Source organism: Gammaproteobacteria bacterium (genome assembly GCA_016705365.1).
Classification (GTDB): domain Bacteria; phylum Pseudomonadota; class Gammaproteobacteria; order Pseudomonadales; family UBA5518; genus UBA5518.
Genome location: JADIYI010000002.1, coordinates 702,409 through 719,635 on the forward strand (window position 1 = coordinate 702,409; position 17,227 = coordinate 719,635).

Annotated in this window: 12 protein-coding genes and 4 pseudogenes; 6 read left to right on the top strand and 10 right to left on the bottom strand. The window is 60.0% G+C overall.

What is annotated here, in order from left to right; genetic code table 11:
* The first annotated feature begins 7 nt into the window (after positions 1-7).
* The 4 genes from IPF49_03335 (at position 8) to IPF49_03350 (ending at position 3,186) form a co-directional block, all read left to right on the top strand.
* On the top strand, positions 8-1,039 hold the full coding sequence (locus tag IPF49_03335) for an AraC family transcriptional regulator (GenBank protein ID MBK6286678.1): 1,032 nt from the start codon (positions 8-10) through the stop codon (positions 1,037-1,039).
* Positions 1,040-1,111: 72 nt separating this feature from the next.
* Positions 1,112-1,402, top strand: coding sequence for a helix-turn-helix transcriptional regulator (locus tag IPF49_03340; protein ID MBK6286679.1), 291 nt, complete (start codon positions 1,112-1,114; stop codon positions 1,400-1,402).
* 519 nt (positions 1,403-1,921) lie between these two features.
* Positions 1,922-2,617 carry a hypothetical protein gene (locus IPF49_03345; GenBank protein MBK6286680.1) on the top strand — a complete coding sequence of 232 codons (696 nt, stop codon included), beginning with the start codon at positions 1,922-1,924 and terminating at the stop codon, positions 2,615-2,617.
* Positions 2,602-3,186, top strand: a complete 585-nt coding sequence (locus IPF49_03350) for a hypothetical protein (GenBank protein MBK6286681.1) — start codon at positions 2,602-2,604, stop codon at positions 3,184-3,186. The genes IPF49_03345 and IPF49_03350 overlap by 16 nt, the downstream gene beginning before the upstream one ends.
* A 519-nt stretch (positions 3,187-3,705) precedes the next feature.
* Here the strand turns inward: IPF49_03350 and IPF49_03355 are convergent.
* From IPF49_03355 to IPF49_03365, 3 genes are all read right to left on the bottom strand, one after another.
* Positions 3,706-4,362, bottom strand: coding sequence for a transposase (locus IPF49_03355; GenBank protein MBK6286682.1), 657 nt, complete (start codon positions 4,360-4,362; stop codon positions 3,706-3,708).
* Entirely contained in the window at positions 4,359-4,475 is a 117-nt protein-coding gene (locus IPF49_03360) for a transposase (GenBank protein ID MBK6286683.1), read from the bottom strand. Before IPF49_03360 ends, IPF49_03355 begins: the two co-directional genes overlap by 4 nt.
* A gap of 70 nt (positions 4,476-4,545) precedes the next feature.
* Positions 4,546-4,899, bottom strand: a complete 354-nt coding sequence (locus IPF49_03365; protein ID MBK6286684.1) for a transposase zinc-binding domain-containing protein — start codon at positions 4,897-4,899, stop codon at positions 4,546-4,548.
* A 382-nt stretch (positions 4,900-5,281) separates the two neighbouring features.
* Here IPF49_03365 and IPF49_03370 point away from each other — a divergent pair.
* Positions 5,282-5,809, top strand: a pseudogene (locus IPF49_03370) (site-specific integrase).
* A 58-nt stretch (positions 5,810-5,867) separates the two neighbouring features.
* Complete coding sequence (locus IPF49_03375; GenBank protein ID MBK6286685.1) at positions 5,868-6,173, top strand: hypothetical protein; 306 nt, start codon at positions 5,868-5,870, stop codon at positions 6,171-6,173.
* 9 nt (positions 6,174-6,182) lie between these two features.
* Here the strand turns inward: IPF49_03375 and IPF49_03380 are convergent, their stop codons facing one another.
* The 7 genes and pseudogenes from IPF49_03380 to IPF49_03410 form a co-directional block, all read right to left on the bottom strand.
* The gene (locus tag IPF49_03380) at positions 6,183-6,644 is read right to left on the bottom strand and encodes a hypothetical protein (protein MBK6286686.1); all 462 of its coding nucleotides are present in this window, start codon (positions 6,642-6,644) and stop codon (positions 6,183-6,185) included.
* Complete coding sequence (locus IPF49_03385) at positions 6,611-8,179, bottom strand: Bro-N domain-containing protein (GenBank protein MBK6286687.1); 1,569 nt, start codon at positions 8,177-8,179, stop codon at positions 6,611-6,613. Before IPF49_03385 ends, IPF49_03380 begins: the two co-directional genes overlap by 34 nt.
* 168 nt (positions 8,180-8,347) lie before the next feature.
* Positions 8,348-11,385 (bottom strand): annotated as a pseudogene (locus IPF49_03390) (type I restriction endonuclease subunit R).
* Between the two features lie 76 nt (positions 11,386-11,461).
* On the bottom strand, positions 11,462-11,737 hold the full coding sequence (locus tag IPF49_03395) for a hypothetical protein (GenBank protein ID MBK6286688.1): 276 nt from the start codon (positions 11,735-11,737) through the stop codon (positions 11,462-11,464).
* Between the two features lie 327 nt (positions 11,738-12,064).
* The gene (locus IPF49_03400) at positions 12,065-12,793 is read right to left on the bottom strand and encodes a restriction endonuclease subunit S (GenBank protein ID MBK6286689.1); all 729 of its coding nucleotides are present in this window, start codon (positions 12,791-12,793) and stop codon (positions 12,065-12,067) included.
* Positions 12,790-14,620 (bottom strand): annotated as a pseudogene (locus IPF49_03405) (DUF262 domain-containing protein). Before IPF49_03405 ends, IPF49_03400 begins: the two are co-directional and overlap by 4 nt.
* A pseudogene (locus tag IPF49_03410) lies at positions 14,553-16,938 on the bottom strand (SAM-dependent DNA methyltransferase). Before IPF49_03410 ends, IPF49_03405 begins: the two co-directional pseudogenes overlap by 68 nt.
* Between the last annotated feature and the right edge of the window lie 289 nt (positions 16,939-17,227).

Sequence of the window (17,227 nt, forward strand, 5' to 3'; positions counted from 1 at the left end):
GGTCCCGATGAGCGTTGCAACGATCTATTCCGAACGAATGTTCCGCCGCTTCGAAACGGACCTCGGACCCTGCGCCGACAAGCTCCGCATTCCGCGCGCCATCTTTCGCGAGCCGGACTTTGAGCTTTCGATCGACAAGTACTACAGGCTGCTCGACTGCGCGTCGCGCACGACCAACCCGAGGATAGGGCTCACGATCGGTTCCGGAATGGAAGCCGGCGATCTCGGCCCGCTCGGTCACGCAGCCGCCGCCAGCGCGGACGTGCGCCAGATGCTCGGCGTGCTGTCGCGGTACCTGTATGTGTTCGCGCACTCCAATGTGCTGCGCATCGACGTGGGACCGCGCCTGTTCGCCGTAGCCTACGACGTCACCGATTCCAATATCGCGATGCACCAGCAGGACGTGGAACTGGCGCTCGCCTACGCCGTCAGACAGATCCGCGCGCTGACCGGCACCGAGGCAAGTCCACGCATCGTGGAATTCGCGCACGCGCAACCCGCCTACGCGAAGGATCTGCGGAAGTTCTTCGGCGGTGAGATGCAATTCGGGCGGGGTGGCAACCGGCTGCACTACTCGCGCAATGTGCTGGACCTGCCGATCCACTCGAGCGATCCGAGCCTGCTGCACGCGCTGGAGATCTTTCTCTCCGAGCGTCTTAAGGTGCGTTCCGAGGACGCAGACCTGGGCAAGAAGGTCGTGCACCTGATTTCCACTTCGTTGAGCAGCGGGATGCCGGAGATCGGGCGCATCGCTGCGACCCTCGGCCTGAGCGGGCGCACCCTGCAGCGCCATCTGCAGGACGAGAGCCTGGTGTTCAGCGAGATGGTCGAGTCCGTGCGCCGCGATATCGCCGAGCAGTATGTGCAGCGCAGCGATTTCAGCCTGACCGACATCGCCCTGATGCTCGGTTACAGCGAACTGAGCGCCTTTTCCCGCGCCTTTCGACGCTGGACTGGCAGCAGCCCGCAACAGGCGCGTGGTTCCGAGCCTGCTACCACTCCGCGCAGGCGTTCTCACCGCGCAGCCGCCTCAGCCTGATAGGCCTCACCCAAGCCGATATGGCAACGCAACTCGGCGTTGGCGAGTGGACGGTCGGAAACTGGGAAAACGATGAGACAAAACCGATCCTTCGGTTTATCGAGGATCATTTCGTTTCTCGGCTACAACCCGGACCTGCCGAACCCGACCACGACCGCCGAGCATCTCAAGTCGAAGAGACGGGCACTCGGGTGGAGTCAAAAGCAGGCTGCCCGGCACCTTGGAGTGGATCCCGATACTTGGTCAAACTGGGAGTGTGGTGGTGCGATCCGGGCGAATGTCCATCAGCGCCGCGTGGCTGATTTTCTGGGCTTATCCGAGTCACGGTGCTGCACCTGCATACCCAATCAAGCAGTGGAATGACGGGCGCCGAGCGTCTCGGGGTACTGTGCACGTAGCTCATATCGGTACGCTCTGGATGGCAGCACATATTCAGTTCCAAGCGCCGAACTTCGCGAAGATCATCCTGGGCACATAATTCGGTCAGCCTTAAAACAAAGCTCAGCACTCAGCCGCCATAACGCTATTCGCGGCAGGAAGCACGTTGCCGTACTTTACGGTTCCCCTCCTGATCACGCGAACAGTAGCCCGAGCTGCCAAAAAAATGGTCGTGGACGATGAGCCAATTCGACGGCAATGAGTAGTTCAGTTCTGGGAAGGCGGTCTAGCGGCTCCAGGCGGCCACTTGCATTTCCGGATCTGATTTCGGCATCCCAAAATAGCGGCGGCTTCGATGCCAAGACGCAATTCGAATGGTCAAAAGGGAGACATTGACACACTACCTATGAAGTCAATAGCTTGGTACGCATTGCGAAATCTTGCACTCGCTTGCGCCGATCGCACAATGACCGAAACGCTCATAGAATGAATGGAGGGTTCGATATGCTTGATTCCAAGCAATGTCTAGGGGTGTTTGTATTCTGGATATTTTGCATGCTGGCTAGCCCGAGTTTCTCGCAACCACCGGGATTTGTTCGGGGAGAAGATGACGAATCAGAGACATCCAGGGATCGAGGCGCGATCACGCAGGTCACTCCTGATCGGATCGAATTACAGAGGGGCAAGCGAGGATTTCATGTTAGCGTCACTGGGAGCGGGCTCCCTGCCGTTCAGAAGGAACCTATACAGCGGGGCGACAAAGACGCGATACGTGAAGTGCTACAACTTTTTCCGGAAGTCGGCGCAGTAGAGGACTTTGATTTTGTTGTGAGGGGCGACCCAAGTGACGTCCCGACAATAAATCTCACAGCTGGCATCTTCGACGACCCCAAGGACACATCCGATGATTTGATAGAGGAACGAGCGGAGTTCGAGACGATCGACGAGGACATGACGGTCGTGCCGATTTTCATCTACCAATACGGCGGCAAGGGGCTTCGCATGAACGGGTTGGATGGATCGACCGAGTTCATCGAGCCTGTAAATGAGATGACGGCATTGAAAACACGGGTGTGCTTTGCAACTTCGACGCAGCAGATATTCTCATGCAACAACAGTACAAGCTTGCGTGTCTATCGCGAGAGCACGGTTGGCCTACCAATTTGCCAAGAGGACGGTACGCCATGCACATCGGATTGAATGAAGCCGAAGACTATATGAGCATTGTGCAGCCTCTTTGGTGCTGTGCACCGGGGACAACGGCATCTCCGATCGGGAAATTTATCAGTGGCAACTGGCAAATCAACATCAAGTCAATGTTGCCACTGCCAGTTACGCAATCTATTGAAGCCTTGGCGGAATTCGACCCAAACACGGACGGGACTGCTGCTGACCCCGATCTGGAGTCATACACAGAGGAAGCAATCAAAGAAGTAATGGCACACGAATTCGGTCGTGCGTTTCACTTCAATTCGCAATGGTCGGGAGCGACACACGTCAGCCACTTTGCTAGAGCCTGGAAAGAGGGATTTGCCGACACAGTCGCAATTTTTATTAGCGCAGATCGACACGGCGGCGATTGGAACGTTGACGATATTTTCACCGCGCCCACCGTCGATCCAGCTACCGGTGGCCTTGTGGGGGCGTCGGGGCCCATCCAGTACATTGAAGGTACTTGGGAAAGTCTCGAAGAGCATGAGGCTGGCCACCTGTTTACTGATTTTTTTATGGCTCATCGCGTAATCGTGTGGGTAGAAATCGGAGTGTGACATGATCGAAAGCCTTGCAAACAAGGCATTTCCCGGGTTTTATCCCATGCGTAAAACCGGGATGATTTAAGGATAAGCAGAATAAAGCCCCTGCCCGACCGAATCCAACTGTCCGGTACCGCCGTCCGGTACGGCTGACGCCCAGCGGCATGCGTGTGTCCTGCCCACGAATTGCCCGGATCCTCGACCGCACCGTAGGCAAACGCGGGCGATCCACTATTCGGAACGCCCTACGATCCGTCTTCACCGTCGCTTGAACACAGCACCGCCCCTGCCGATCCCCGATCGCAGCGTCCCCGCTCCCGATTCGCGCGCTCCGTGTGCGCCGCTCACGCACTCACCGGCGGCCCTGTCGACGGTGGGCCGAGTGGAGCAGTGTCGCCTCGGTCTTCCCCGCACATGCTCGGATCCGCTCGATCAGCGCCGGCTCCTCGATGCAGGCGATGATCTTACCGCCTGGCCGCAGCGCACGCAGCTCACGTCGATGCCAAAGACCCGCTTCCAGTCGTTGGGCCCAACTCATCGCCGCGTGCCGCTCGATGGCAGAGCGCTCGGGCTGCGCGGTTCCCTTTCCTTCCTCCGGCCCCTGCCCGAGGGCGTCACCTCCGCACGCCAGCGGTGGTTCGGTGCCAGCACGCCGTGGTAGCGAGTCAAGTTGACGCGAGGGCGCGGCACCAATGCAGCAAGGCGGGCGATGAAATCCAGAGGTTCGAAAACGACGTGCGTCGTCCCGTCATGATACGGCGTCTTGAGCAGGTACACCACCTTGCCCTGCGCATTCACCGTGAGCCGCTGCTCGGCCACCGCCGGGCGGGCGATGTAGCGGCACAGCCGCTCGCGCACCGTGCGCTGGTGTGCCTCGCAGCTCACGCCGGCGTGTAAGGAAAAGCCGTTCGCCTTCGCCACCCGCTCGTTGCGCGGTTCCTCGCCCGCGAGCGCCGTGATCGTGCGCAGCACCAGCGCCTTGCGCCCGGCCTGCGGCCCCACCGCGATGCGGTAGGTCACTGAGCTGCCGAGGAGCTGGCGTATCGCATCCGTATCCTCGACGGACGGCAGCTCGAGCCACGCACTCTCCGCATCGCGCTGCAACAGCCCCATCCGCTCCAGCGCCCGCCCCACCCGCTCGGCGATCTGCTGCACCAGGTGCTCAAGCTCCTCGCGCTCCGGCGCCTTCACCCGCCTGAAGCGCAGCCGCCGACCGAACGCGGCACGTGCACGCCGTCCAGGCAGAGCATGTGCAGGTGGATGTTCAAGTTCAAGGCGCTGCCGAAGCGCTGCACCAGCGTCACCGCACCGTGGCCACCTCCTTGCATCTGAACCCGGCCTTGTGCGCGAGGTGCGTGACGAGCAGGCGGTAGATCACCTCCAGCGCCTTGGCGAGTGCCTCGGGGGCGGGAGGCAAAGAGAAAGCGCAGCGCGAAGGGGAAGCTGACCACCCACTGGCGCAGGGCAGCGCCGGCAGCACCTCGTCGGCAAGGAGCGCAGCGTCTCGGCCATGCGCCGGGCGCCGCAGCTGGGGCAGAAGCCTCGCTTCTTGCAGCTGAAAGCCACGAGCCGCTCGAAGTGGCAGGACTCGCAGCGTACGCGCAAAAAGCCGTGCTCGAGCCGCCCGCACTTCAGGTAGGCCTCGAACTCCCTCTCGACATACGCGGGCAAGACCTTGCCCTGCTCGGCCAGGGACGCAACGAATGCCGGGTAATGCTGCTCCACCAGCCGGTAGAGACGGGTTTCCTCGGGGCGGTGGCGCGCGTAGGCGAGTCCACCGGCAGCTTCCTGCCCGTGCTTGCATCGGCTGCGCGTCTTGCGCTGCCAAGGGTTGCCTCAGTGTGGATCTGTGGCGTCTCCGCGTGCAAGCCACAGCCAGCCAGGTAGCTCTCCACATCGATGCCGACAAATCGACAGGAAAGCCGATTTGCCACGACCGCCAGGTCGCCCCGAAGGGGTGCGGCACACGGATGTGCCGCATGCCACCCGCTCAGCCGTCGCGCCCGTCATCGCCGCGTGCGGCTCGATCGCGGATCGCTCCGGGCTTTGCAATGCCCCTGCCCGTCTTCGGCCCCTGCCCGAGGCGTTACCTCCGCACGCCAGCGGTGATTCAGGTGAAGTGCGCGGTGCTCGATGGGCTGAGTTCGATATGGCAGGTAAGCTCTGGACAATCCCGGCCGAGCGGATGAAAGCCAAACGTGAGCATCAGGTGCCATTGAGCGATGCCGCAATGGTCTTGCTGGAGTCGATGCCGAAGGATAGCGACGATGATGTGGTGTTCGCCGGTACCAAAGGCCAGCCCTTGTCCGATATGTCGCTGACCGCAGTGATCCGGCGCATGAACGGCGACGAGAAGCCCGTCTGGGCGGATGCCAACGGCGACAGCATCACCGTTCATGGTTTCCGCAGCACGTTCCGCATGTGGGCGGCAGAGACCACCAATTACCCGCGTGAGGTTGCCGAACACGCGCTGGCGCACCAGTTGCCGGATGCGGTCGAGCGCGCCTATCAGCGCGGTTCGCAGTTCGCCAAGCGTGCCGCCTTGATGGCCGAGTGGGCCGTGTATTGCGCCACGGTGCCGACCGATGCGGTGGTCAAGCCGATTCGTGGCACGGCGTTGCGCATAGCGCCCGAATAAACAAGCTGAGCCGCAAGTGCAGGACGATGCGCACCGCCCCGGTGTAGCCGCCGGAGCCGTGGGCAGTTTCATCGCCGACGGCGCGGGGCTTGCGGGGTTTGATGCAAGCCCCGTGACGGAGCGGTCAGATACCGTACTTCATGCCTTACGCACCAGCGCCTTTCTTGCCGCCACTCTCACCCGCCGCCCTGAATTCATCGTAGGCCATATCCCAATTTACCTTCGGGAATGCAACTTTGACCGACTCAAGAAAATCTTTGCGGTTCAACGTCTCGAATGTGACATCCTTGGGAAACGCTCGTCCAGCTTCATTTCCTGGATGAGTGACTCGGCGCTGGGAAAACAAGGTCAAGCTCCTCTTTGAGCCAGTATCTCAAATCGTCCTCTGACGGTTGCCGCTGAGCAACTGACCAAGCAAGGCGTCCGGCGGCGTTTCGACCACGCGCGGCAGGTAGTAGGCGACGATCTGATCGCGTGACTCATCCAAGTGCTTCTGCAATTCTGCTGCTACGTCCGCCTGATGTTTCTTCAATTTCTCGCGGAACGCTGTCAGCCGCTCGGTCAAATGCGGCTTTGCCGCCTTCAGCACCACTCGCCCGTGATCCTTGCCCAGTGATGGCGTGAAGTTCTTGCGAATATCGTTGAGGGCGTCTTCGAGCGGTTTGGACGAGAGCTTGCTGCCCTTCTCGATCAGCTCGAACGTGGTGCGCAATCGGTTTTCCAAATCCTTGCTGCCACCCAGCTTCTGGATGCTTGCCGGAATCGCCAGTCGATGGCGCTGGATCGCGGCACCGGTGAGGCTCAATTCGACATATTGCAGGTAAGGCTCAAACACCCGAACCTGCCGCGCCAGATCAAAGCGTACCGGCGGGCTTCTTTCAGGTTGCTACCAACCTCGGTGAATTTGTCATCCGTTACCTGTGCCGACCCCACATCCAGAGGCAAGGCTTCGATTCGCCGTTTCTCTTCGGGTGTTTTCGCTTGCGCCACGGCAATCGCCTTGGCGGCCGGTGAAAGACGAGCCAGGGCTTCCGCCATCTGTTCGCCGGACATGCGTATGGCGTTGGGTGCCCCACTGCCGGTAGGTTCGGCTTCGAGATACAGGGCGGTCGGGGTGAAAATAAAGCCTGTGTCGTCAACAATCACCAGCGCAGTGCGCAGACCGGGGGAACTGCGGACGTGGACTTCGGCATCACGCAACAGTTTCACCGCATCAATCTCACCATAGCCCATGCGCATCACGCGCTCGTCGAAATCCAGGCAAACGGTCAGCATTTCTGGCCCGAGCCGGCCACCCGTTTCCACCATTGCCTGTGCCACGTTGGACTGAATACCTGGTGCGGCGTAGCAAACGGACTGCCGGGCAGACCGAATCAGGTCGGCGATGCGTTGCGACGAGAGCGAACAGAACAGCGCATCGGTACTCATGTATTGCCACCCTTCGGTTTCTTCTTGGGCGCAACCGCCTTGCGTTTCGTCGGCTTCGCAGACGCCGCATTGGCACAGCACCGCGCCAGCGGCCGGCGGGGGCAAGTAGTTGCTGCGGCTCACCACCGGCTGGCCGCTCTGCTTCTCAATATCCTTGCGCGTTCTACCCGCCACCGCGCCACCATCTTTCGCATCTTTTTTGAGCGGCGCGATGCCCTGCGAATCGCGGTCGCGGTGCAGCTTGGTGGTCGTTGCCTCGCCAAGCATGGTCAGGATCAACTCGATGTCGGTCATGTGATCGCGCAGGTTTTCCCGCGCCAGCGACTTCACCTGCTTGTAGTCGTCCACCTTCAGATCGAAGGTGCCCTGCATGATCTCGTTGGTCAGAATCGCAAACTCCACGCTGGAAGCCACGCCGCGCGCTTTCCACTCATCGGTCAAATCCTGCCGCACCGCGATACCGCGCAGGCGCTTGTCGATCCACTCTTTCGGGTAGCCCTTCTTTTCGTAGAGTTCCTGCATCCGCCCCATCGCCAGCTCGGGGTTCTCGATCTCATCCAGACGCTCCTTGCCCACCTTGGCCAGCCAGCGCTTGAAAGGTTCGGCCTTGGGGCTGGGGATCGACTGGATCAAGCGGAAAATGCCTTGCGTATTCCAGCACTGGAGTTTCTGCCGCCCGCCTGCCGTCTCAAACGCCAGCGCAAGGGGGGGTGCAATTTGTCCCCCCCCTTGGCTATCCAGGCTCAAATCGGGGTCGCGCCGGCGCATCTTCTTCCAATAGTCCGACGGATCGGCGGCATCCGTCAGCGCGGCAACGATGTCGGTGATGACAAACCACCATTCGTCGTTATGCAGAGTGCGGCGAATGGCCTTTTGCTGAAAAACAGCGGCAGGGGCGGCGGCGGTATCCGGCTTGGCAACTTTTTGCTCATGGCGTTTCATGCGAAATATTTACTACAAAAGTCGGCGCTGGCGAGACGGCGCAGTCGGCTTCAACCCGTGACAAAACGTCCGACTTCCTCCCAATCCGAATTCTTGAACCCTGGCGTCTTGGCGTTCTCCGTGACAGCGTGCCTAGTTTGATCTGATGCGCCCGCAGAGAATCCCGGCTCAACTTTCAATCTCCCCAGAGGTCAGCCCAAACACCGTCGCCGTCAGCCAGCCTCTAAACGAATCATTGTCCTGAAACTGTTTGAAGAGCTGCGCATCGTCTTTGAACATCGCCGTGATCACCCGCTTGAGCGCCTTGTCGTGCTCGATACGGGCAGTGCTTGGTGTGTTCTTCATCGCATTTTGATACGCGGGGTCGGCGGCAACCTTGGGCGGAATGACTTCTACAATCCGCTTCTCCACTGCCTTTGAATCGAGAAACAGCCCGCCGAACTGGTCGTTGAACTGCTTCACGATGTTCGAAAGCCTGTCTAATTCCGGCTCCGGTTTGCGCCCGCCGCCGCCAGTCGGCGCGGGTTCGATCTCCGCGTCCGCATCCGGCAGCGCGATGGCGATCATCGCCTTCTTCTCGGCGCGGTAACTGTCCATGTCGATTGCATCCAGAATGCCTTTGGCCAGGTCTTCTTCCACCGGCGCAGGCAGTTTGCTGATGAGGAAGTTCAGGAAGATCGACAGCTTCTCCCATTCCTGTACGCCATAAGGCAGGATCGTCGCAAGAAAATCATAGGTGCGGGTGAAGGTCTTCGCCTTGCCCTTGAAATCCACCTGCTGGTCTTCGTCGAGGTCGTTTACATAGACCGCCACGCAGGCGTCGAGGATAGGGTCCAGCTTCTCCCGCGGCGCGCCGTCGAGAAACAGCGTCACCAGCGCGTCGATCTGCTCGGGCGTATAGACCTGATGCTGGTCGAGCGCTCCCTTGAGCGTGTGCAGCTTGTTCGGATCGGTCTCGCTGCTGAGAATCGTGGTGCGGTAATAGTCGGCAAACGACTTCTCAATCGTCTCGGTGTCGTTCTGGAAATCAAGCACGAACACATCGTGCTTTTCGGGTGCGCCCGGTTCAGGCGCGACAGCGTCTGCACCGCTTTGATGCCGCTAAGCGCCTTGTCCACATACATCGTGTGCAACAACGGCTCGTCGTAGCCGGTCTGGAACTTGTCGGCGCAGATGAGGAACCGGTACGGGTCTTCCTGAATCCGGTCGGCGATGTCGTTGCCCGGAAAGCCATTCAGCTTGGCCTCGCTGACTTTCTCGCCGTTGTATTCCGGCTCGCCCGAGAAGGCGACAATGGCTTGATATGGGCTTTTCAGTTCGGCGAGGTAAGCACGAAAGGCGAAGAAAATACTCTATCGCCCGCTGGATGCTGCCGGTCACCACCATCGCCCGCGCTTGCCCGCCAATCTTGCGCTGGCCGATCACCTGTTCGAGAAAGTGGTCCACCATGATCTCCGCCTTGTCGCGGATCGCCTTGCTGTGGCTCTCCACATATACGCGCAGCTTCTTGCGTGCCTTCTTGATGTCGTATTCAGGATCGCCCGCCACCGTCTTGGCGAGGCGGTAATAGCTCTCTACCGGCGTGTAGTGCTTAAGCACATCGAGGATGAAGCCCTCCTGAATCGCCTGCTTCATCGTGTAGCCGTGGAAGGGCCGGTGCTTCACCTGGCCAGCTACCTCATAAGGCACGCCGAAAATCTCCAGCGTCTTGCTCTTGGGCGTGGCGGTGAAGGCGAATAGCTGGCGTTGGGGCAGCTTGCGCGACTGGATGATGCGGTTGATCTTGTCCTCGGTGGTTTCCTCTTCCTGTTCTGCGCCACCTTCGGCCAAGGCCATGCTCATCGCCGCCGAGGTCCGCCCTCCCTGGCTGGAGTGCGCCTCATCGATGATGATGGCAAACTTGGCACCATGATGCCCCTCGCCGATGCTGTCGAGCACAAAGGGAAAGGTCTGCACGGTGGAGATAGCTGATCTTCTTGCCATCCTTGAGGAACTTCGCGAGTTGCTCGGTCTTCGAGCTGCCTGCGCCCTCCCTTCACTGCGCCGATGATGCTGCCCACCTGGGCAAAGCCTTTGATGGTCTCGCGGATTTGCTGGTCGAGCAGGCGGCGGTCGGTGATGACGATGATCGAATCAAACACCTCTGCCCCGTCTTTGCGCAGGCCAATCAACTGATGCGCCAGCCAGGCGATGGAGTTTGACTTGCCGCTGCCCGCCGAGTGCTGAATCAGGTAACGCTTGCCCGCCCCGTGTTCGAGCACATCGGCCAGCGTCTGCCGCACCACCTCAAGCTGGTGGTAACGAGGGAAAATCTGCACCTGCTTTTTCTTGCCCGTCTTCGGGTTAACTTCCTCAACGATCTGGGCGTAGTTCTCCAGAATCTCCGTCAACCGCGCCGGGGTGAGGATGCGCTTCCACAGGTAATCGGTCTTGAGTCCATCCAGGGTTGGGTGGGTTGCCCGCGCCATCATTCCAGCCCTGGTTGAAGGGCAGAAACCACGACTCCTTGGCCATGCCTTTCGTGCCTTTGAGGGCGGTGCACATCCGCACTTCGCTGTCATCCACCGCAAAATGCACCACGCAACGGCCAAAGGCGAACAGCGTCTCGCGCGGATCGCGGTCGCGTTTGTATTGCTCCACCGCGTCGTCCACCGTCTGCTTGGTCAGGCTGTTTTTCAGCTCGAAGGTGATCACCGGCAGGCCGTTGATGAAGGCGCACAAATCCAGCGCCCGCTGAGTTTGCTCGCGGCTGTGCCAAAGCTGGCGGGTGATGCTGAACCGGTTGGTGGCATGGCGCGCCACCGCCTTGGCGTTGTCCGCCGACGGCGTGCCGTAGAACAGATCAAAACTTAGCGCCCCGTGCTTGATGCCCTTGCGCAGCACATCGATGACGCCGCGCCGGGTGATCTCTCCTTGCAGACGGGCAAGAAACTTCTGCCGCGCTATGCCTTTGTGTCGCGGTAATCTCTGATGCCGAGCTTGGCGTATTCCTCGGGCTGGGTGGTGTGCAGAAAGGTGAAGAGCTGCGCGGTATCGACGGCAAACTCGCGATCATAAGTGGCCGACGTTCCGGCAATCCAGCCCGTGCCACCGGTGGCAGGTGCCGCCTCGGCCACGCCCAACGGCGCGCTGGGCAGACCGTCGACGCCGGTCATGTGGCGCATGATCAGCGTTTCGAGGCCTTTCTCGCTGGTGTCGGTTTTCATGCGTCGGCGTCCTCGGTTTCGGGTGTCGTTCAGCGCCCCGTCGGTGAGGAGTTCGGCGGCGGCGGCGGTGGGCAGGTCAGGGCAGTTTGGCAGCCGCTTCGCGTACGTCCAACTTGCCCGTCACGAGGTCGGCGGTCAGGCGCGTCCGGTATTCCTGCATCAGCGCGATTTCTCGCTCGGTACGGGCGATGGCGGTGGTGAGGGGGACTGTTTCTTCCGCGACGCCATCGAGGATTGCTTGCTGTTCAATGGTTGGCGGCAGGACGATTGGATAGTTCCGCACAAAGTCCGTAGGAACTCGTTGCTGGCCAGCAGAACCAATCATATTGTTTGCCCCATTGGTGAGAAACATTCTGCTTGAGGTGACCAGTCGAAGAAAACCACCGAGTAGGTTTCCGACTGGGCCGAAGAACGTGGAATTCTGTTGAGCCAAAACCAAAGTCAGTCGGAAGCCTGTCCAAGAACGCACCCTTACCGTTCTCGAAGCACGGAGTTATTTTGGCAACGATCACGTCGCCTCTTCGAAAGTAAGTAAAACCAGTGGAGATGTCGCGGGCTGGCAAACGCTCAGATGCATCGATTGCACCATTTGTCCCGACTCGCTCCATCGGCAGAAACGTGACGAGCGTATTGCGGTGGATCGCGTCTGACGACTCCGACTTTGACGGATTCACCGCTGCTATCTGTCGCAACCTTCGCACCTCCCAATGCTTCGGGATGTCGCCGAGCCAGGGGATGCCGGAGGGTTTGAGGGGACGTCGGGGTGGAGGCCGCGGGTGACGGCGCGGTGGATGATGGCCTGCTTCTGCTCGTTCAGCAGCCCAATCAGCTTCCGCTTGGCGCGGATGAAGCCGTCGATCTTCCGGTTCGCGTGGTCCAGAAACCGCACGATGGCCGCTTGTTCGTCCAAAGGCGGCAGGAAGATGGGCAGGCGTTTAATTTCGCCGTGATCGAGATTCTGGCGGAGACCAGATCCGTAGCGATAGATTGCCTTCGTGAGATCGAAGACGTTTAGGACTTGGTAGCCGTAGTCAGGCGTGATGGCTGTCTGGGCCTCAAGACAGAGATAGGCGGACGAAATGATTCCACGATTGCGCGACAAACCGATTCGCAGGCTGGTGTGGTCGTTCTGAAGGTCGGTTCCTCGGATGATGATGTTGCCCTCGTTGACGACTTGATACGTCTCGTAGGACTCTGGAACCAAACCGTGCTGCTTGTCGGTCGCCTTCACCTTGATGCGCCCATAGCTGAGCGAGAGAACGATTTTCTCCTTCATCCCACGGTTGGATTCCTTTCGCGGCGCGAACGCAGCATGTCCGGGCTTTAGATCCCAATGAGCAGGAACGCCGCCGAGCCATTCCTGCCCCGACTCCTTGTATTCCGCATACGGCTTGAGTCCCTCGATCATGCCGTGACTCCTTTCAGCAGGTCGGCGGGATTCCAGATGCGTTCGGCGATCTGGCGATAGAGCTGGCTGCGGGTTTCGAGGTCGGCTTTGTTGAACACGGGCATGGCCGCAAACGGCAAACCGCTTTGTTCTTTGAAGCGCAGGAAGCCGGGGTTGTGGTCGTAGCATTGCGCGTGCAGTGAGCGGGCGAGCAGGTTCTGCGTGTTGTAGTGCGGGAGCTTGTCGGCATAGGTCAGGTCGCCGTAACTGGCGTTGAAACTCTTGGGCAGAGCAGCAGGCCCCCGATGCGATTGCGGTGCTCGGCGAAGTCGGCGGGGTGGGCGAGCTCATCGGTGTGCCGCTCGGGATGGTCGGCCCAGATGTGCTCCACCTCGTAGCGGGTTTTGCCTTCGCTCACATAGTCGAGATAGCGCGAGGGCTGGCCGGACTGTGTTTCCATAATCGGTCAGGCGGGCGAGGATGCGGTGCAGCGGGTAGCGGTTCTGCTGGTGCATGCGCAGGCGGTCGTTGCTGGCGAAGGTCTCGTCCCTCTTTGCTCAGAAACTCATGCAGCTTGTGCGCCAGGGCATCGGGCGCGAGACCGCGAATATCGCGCATCACCACAAACATGGCGTATTGCATCGTCGAGTAGGCGATGGTGCGGAAGTTCCACAGCCGCCAGGTGAGCAGGATGTCGAGATACTGCGCCACGAGGCCGATCTTGCGCGTGACCACCGGCTCGCTGTCGTCGGGTCGCAAGGGTGCGAGCAGCAACATGTATTGCAGGGTGAAGCCGTGCTGGGCGTTGTAGAGCACATGCTCCAGACCGGGTAGCGGCTTTTGCGCGGCTTCGATCAGTCGCAGGTATTGGCGGCTGTAAAAGTCGAAGTCACAATCAATAAAACGATAGAAGTCGTCGCTTTGCTTGAGCCCTACGGTGTCGGCGGCATCGCGCAACCAGCGGTGAAACTCGGTGCCAATGCGGTCGAAGTCTTCTGGCTTGGCGCCCTTCTTGCGCTCGCGAATCTTGGTGGCGTGCTGGCTGCGTAGCCACGCCTTGAAGCAATCGGATTCGACTTCCTTGCCCGCGTCGTTGAGTTCGCGAATGCGGTCGCGCCAAAGGGTGTTGGCGGGGATGCGTTTGGCTTCGTCGATATTGGCGAGCAGGTAGCCCTTGAGCATGTCCGTTGGACTGAGTGAAAGCCCACGGTCGTTCATGGTCTCGAAGATGGTGTAGGCGTCGTCGTCGGAGTAGGCGGTGATTTCGACGAGGTGGACGTTCTCCAGTATCCAGTCAATGAAGTAAGGCAGCGCCTCGGCGCGGAGTTCTTCGGGAAGCAGGTCTCCAGATCGTGATAGCGCTGCACGAGGTTCTGCACCGATTCGGGGCGGTCGGTGGCGTTGAAGGTCTCGCCGCCGTCGGTGTAGAGCGCCTCCATGGCAGGCGTGCGCTCATCGACATGCAGATTGAAGGATTTCTGGTCGAACTTTCTCGGAAAAGATCAGCTCATCCACATTGACCTGCTTCGCGTGATCCTTTTGCAGATTGCGCAGCAGCACGAGCAGCAGTGTGAGGCTGGTGAGGCGCTGCTGGCCGTCCACGATGTAGCCGACACTGTCTTTCTTGCTGATGATGATGGAGCCGAGGAAGTAGTGCGGGTAGTCGGCGACTTTGCTGCGCGCGTGGGCTGGCTGGTATTCCTCCAGAAACTTGTTGCTGAGATCGTCCACCAGTTCGCGGATCTGCTTCTCGTGCCATTTGTACTCGCGCTGGTAGTAGTCAATCGAGTATTTCACGCCCTTGAGCAGCTCGCGGACGGTTTTGGCTTTGCCGAGGATTTCTCTCAGCTGGATTACCGGCTCCCGTGATTTCGTGGAGCAACCCTCGGTCTCCTGCTCCAGGGCGAGGATGTCGGCGCTGATCTGGGCGAGCGTGCGGAGCTGGGGCGGCTGGTAGAAGTGGCGGGTGAAGCTGACTTCGTAGCCGATCTTGGTGTCGGCCTCGACGAGCCAGGCATCGGGCGTGTAGGGCAGGACTTCGCGGCGGATGAAGGCTTCGATGCCGCCCTCTTCCAGCAGCGGGATCTGCTCGTAGTCGCGTAGGTCGCTGTCGGGTTCGTATTCGACGACGCAGGTTTTGCCGTCGATCTTTGCCTCGAACAGGCCATGCAAGGGGCGGGCTTGGCCTTGCCGGGCTTGTGGATTTTCTTGATGACGCGGGCGCATCTTCTACGCGCCAACTGACGGCGTTGATGATGAGCTTCAGGTCGGCGGCGCTGAGCTTGATGCCGAGCTTTTTAGCGCGGCATCGACGCGTTCGAGGAAGATGTTGTGGTCTTCGAACAAGGTGTCGCCGAGGTCTTCGCGCAGCTGGGTGGCGGTTTCGATAAGCTGGGCGTCGCGTTTCCAGGTGGCGTCGCTGAGCAGCTTCTTTTTCTTGCTCGGGCAATGGTCTTTCTCGGTGAATCCGCCTCGCCTTCTTCGTCATCTTCGTCGCTGTCGGCTTTGCCCCAGTCGTTGACGAGCTTCTCCAGCTGGTCGCGGACGCTGGCGGGATCTTCAAAGAGCGCGTCGCCGAGTTGTCGTAAGAGCGCGGCGCGAATGCTTCGTCGCCGGAGGTGTAGCGCAGGGTCTCGATGCGCTGACGGGTGAGCTGACTATGCAGCCGCAGCGGGCGCTCGACCTTGACTTTCCAATACCCGAAGGCGGCATTGGGAAAGATTTTCGACTGGGGCGTTTCCCTGAAGGCAAGGAAGGTGTCGCAGATGCGCTGGATGTCATCGGCGGCGAGTTCGCAGTTCTTCTTGCCCATGTTCTTGCGCAGGGGCCGGAACCACGAGGTCGCGTCGATGAGCTGGACTTGGCCTTTGCGGTGCGCGGGCTTGCGGTTGGTCAACACCCAAATGTAGGTGGCGATGCCGGTGTTGTAGAACAGGTTCAGCGGCAAGGCGACGATGGCTTCGAGCCAGTCGCTTTCGATGATCCAGCGGCGGATGTTGCTTTCGCCCTGCCCGGCGTCGCCCGTGAACAGCGACGAACCGTTGTGCACTCGACGATGCGGCTTGCCGAGCGGCGTCTTGTCTTCGATCTTGCTCAGCATGTTGGCCAGAAAGAGCATCTGGCCGTCACTGGAGCGGGTCAACAGCGAATACTCGGCGTCGCCGGCATGTTCGATGACAAAGCGCGGGTCTTTGATGGTCTTTCTTGCCGCCCATGCGCTCCAGGTCGCTCTTCCAGCTTTTGCCGTAAGGCGGATTGGCGAGCATGAAGTCGAACTCGTGGGAGCGGAAGGCGTCGTTGGCCAGCGTGCTGTGTTCCGGGCCGCCGACGATATTGTCGGCCGCGTCGCCATCGCCTTTGAGCAGAAGGTCGGCCTTGCAGATGGCGTAGGTCTCGGCGTTGATTTCTTGGCCGTAAAGGTGGTGGCGACCTGTTTGCCGTGCGCCTTGGCAATTTGCTGGAGGGTTTCCTCGGCCACGGTCAACATCCCGCCGGTGCCGCAGGCGCAGTCATAGAGCAGGTAGTTGCCGGATTCAATTTGTCGGCCACGGGCAAGAACATGAGGCTCGCCATGAGCTTGACGGCATCGCGCGGGGTCCAGTGTTCGCCAGCCTCTCGTTGTTGTCCTCATTGAATGTCCGGACCAAGCTCTTCGAACATCGTGCCCATCGAGTGGTTATCGAGACTGGGTAGTTCGCCGACGGCAAACGGACTGAGGTTGATGTCCTTGTCGAGAAACTTCTCGATGAGCATGCCGAGCGCGTCGGCTTTGGGAGAGGCGCTGGATCTGGTTGCGAAACTCGAAGTTGGTCAGGATGTCCTGCACATTGGGCGAAAAGCCATCGAGGTAAGCCTCGAAGTCATCCTTGAGTTTTCTGCTGGGTGAGCGGGCCTTCAGATCGCGCAGCAGAAAGGGTGACGTGTTGTAGAACGCCTGACCGGATGCAGAGCGCAGCGCGTCGTCTTGATTGGTGATCAGTTCCTGGTCGAGCGCGACCTTCATTTCAAGCACGGCCTGTTTGTTATTCCAGCACGGCGTCGAGGCGGCGCAGGACGGTCATGGGCAAGATGACATCGCGGTATTTGCCGCGCACATAAACGTCGCGCACATCGTCGGCGATGTTCCAGATGAAGTTTGTCAGCCAGTTGAGTTGCGCTTGATCCATGGGTAGTTTTCCTGTTTCGGCGGATTAGCGCTGCGGGGCGACGCTTTTGCGCGCGGTCTTGACAGCCGGTTTTTCGGCAGTTCCTGAACCTCAACTCCCACCCGCCCGACAATAGTCGCGAATCATCACCGCAATCATATTGGCAATGGAGCGGTGCTCATTCCCACCGAAGCCAACCGCACGGCTTCCTTGAGTTCGGGTTCGATACGAAATGTCAGCGTGGCGGTCTTGGCTGAGGCCATGTTTTCCCCTCGGAACGGAGCATGTACTGTGAAAGTGCTGTACTGTA

What these genes read in the sequence shown, in the direction of transcription:
- IPF49_03350 (MBK6286681.1), top strand. Translation starts at nt 2,602, where the DNA reads ATGCACATCGGATTGAATGAAGCCGAAGACTATATGAGCATTGTGCAG.
- IPF49_03335 (MBK6286678.1), top strand. Translation starts at nt 8, where the DNA reads ATGAGCGTTGCAACGATCTATTCCGAACGAATGTTCCGCCGCTTCGAA.
- IPF49_03400 (MBK6286689.1), bottom strand. Translation starts at nt 12,793, where the DNA reads ATGATCGAGGGACTCAAGCCGTATGCGGAATACAAGGAGTCGGGGCAG.
- IPF49_03340 (MBK6286679.1), top strand. Translation starts at nt 1,112, where the DNA reads ATGAGACAAAACCGATCCTTCGGTTTATCGAGGATCATTTCGTTTCTC.
- IPF49_03345 (MBK6286680.1), top strand. Translation starts at nt 1,922, where the DNA reads ATGCTTGATTCCAAGCAATGTCTAGGGGTGTTTGTATTCTGGATATTT.
- IPF49_03385 (MBK6286687.1), bottom strand. Translation starts at nt 8,179, where the DNA reads ATGAAACGCCATGAGCAAAAAGTTGCCAAGCCGGATACCGCCGCCGCC.
- IPF49_03395 (MBK6286688.1), bottom strand. Translation starts at nt 11,737, where the DNA reads ATGTTTCTCACCAATGGGGCAAACAATATGATTGGTTCTGCTGGCCAG.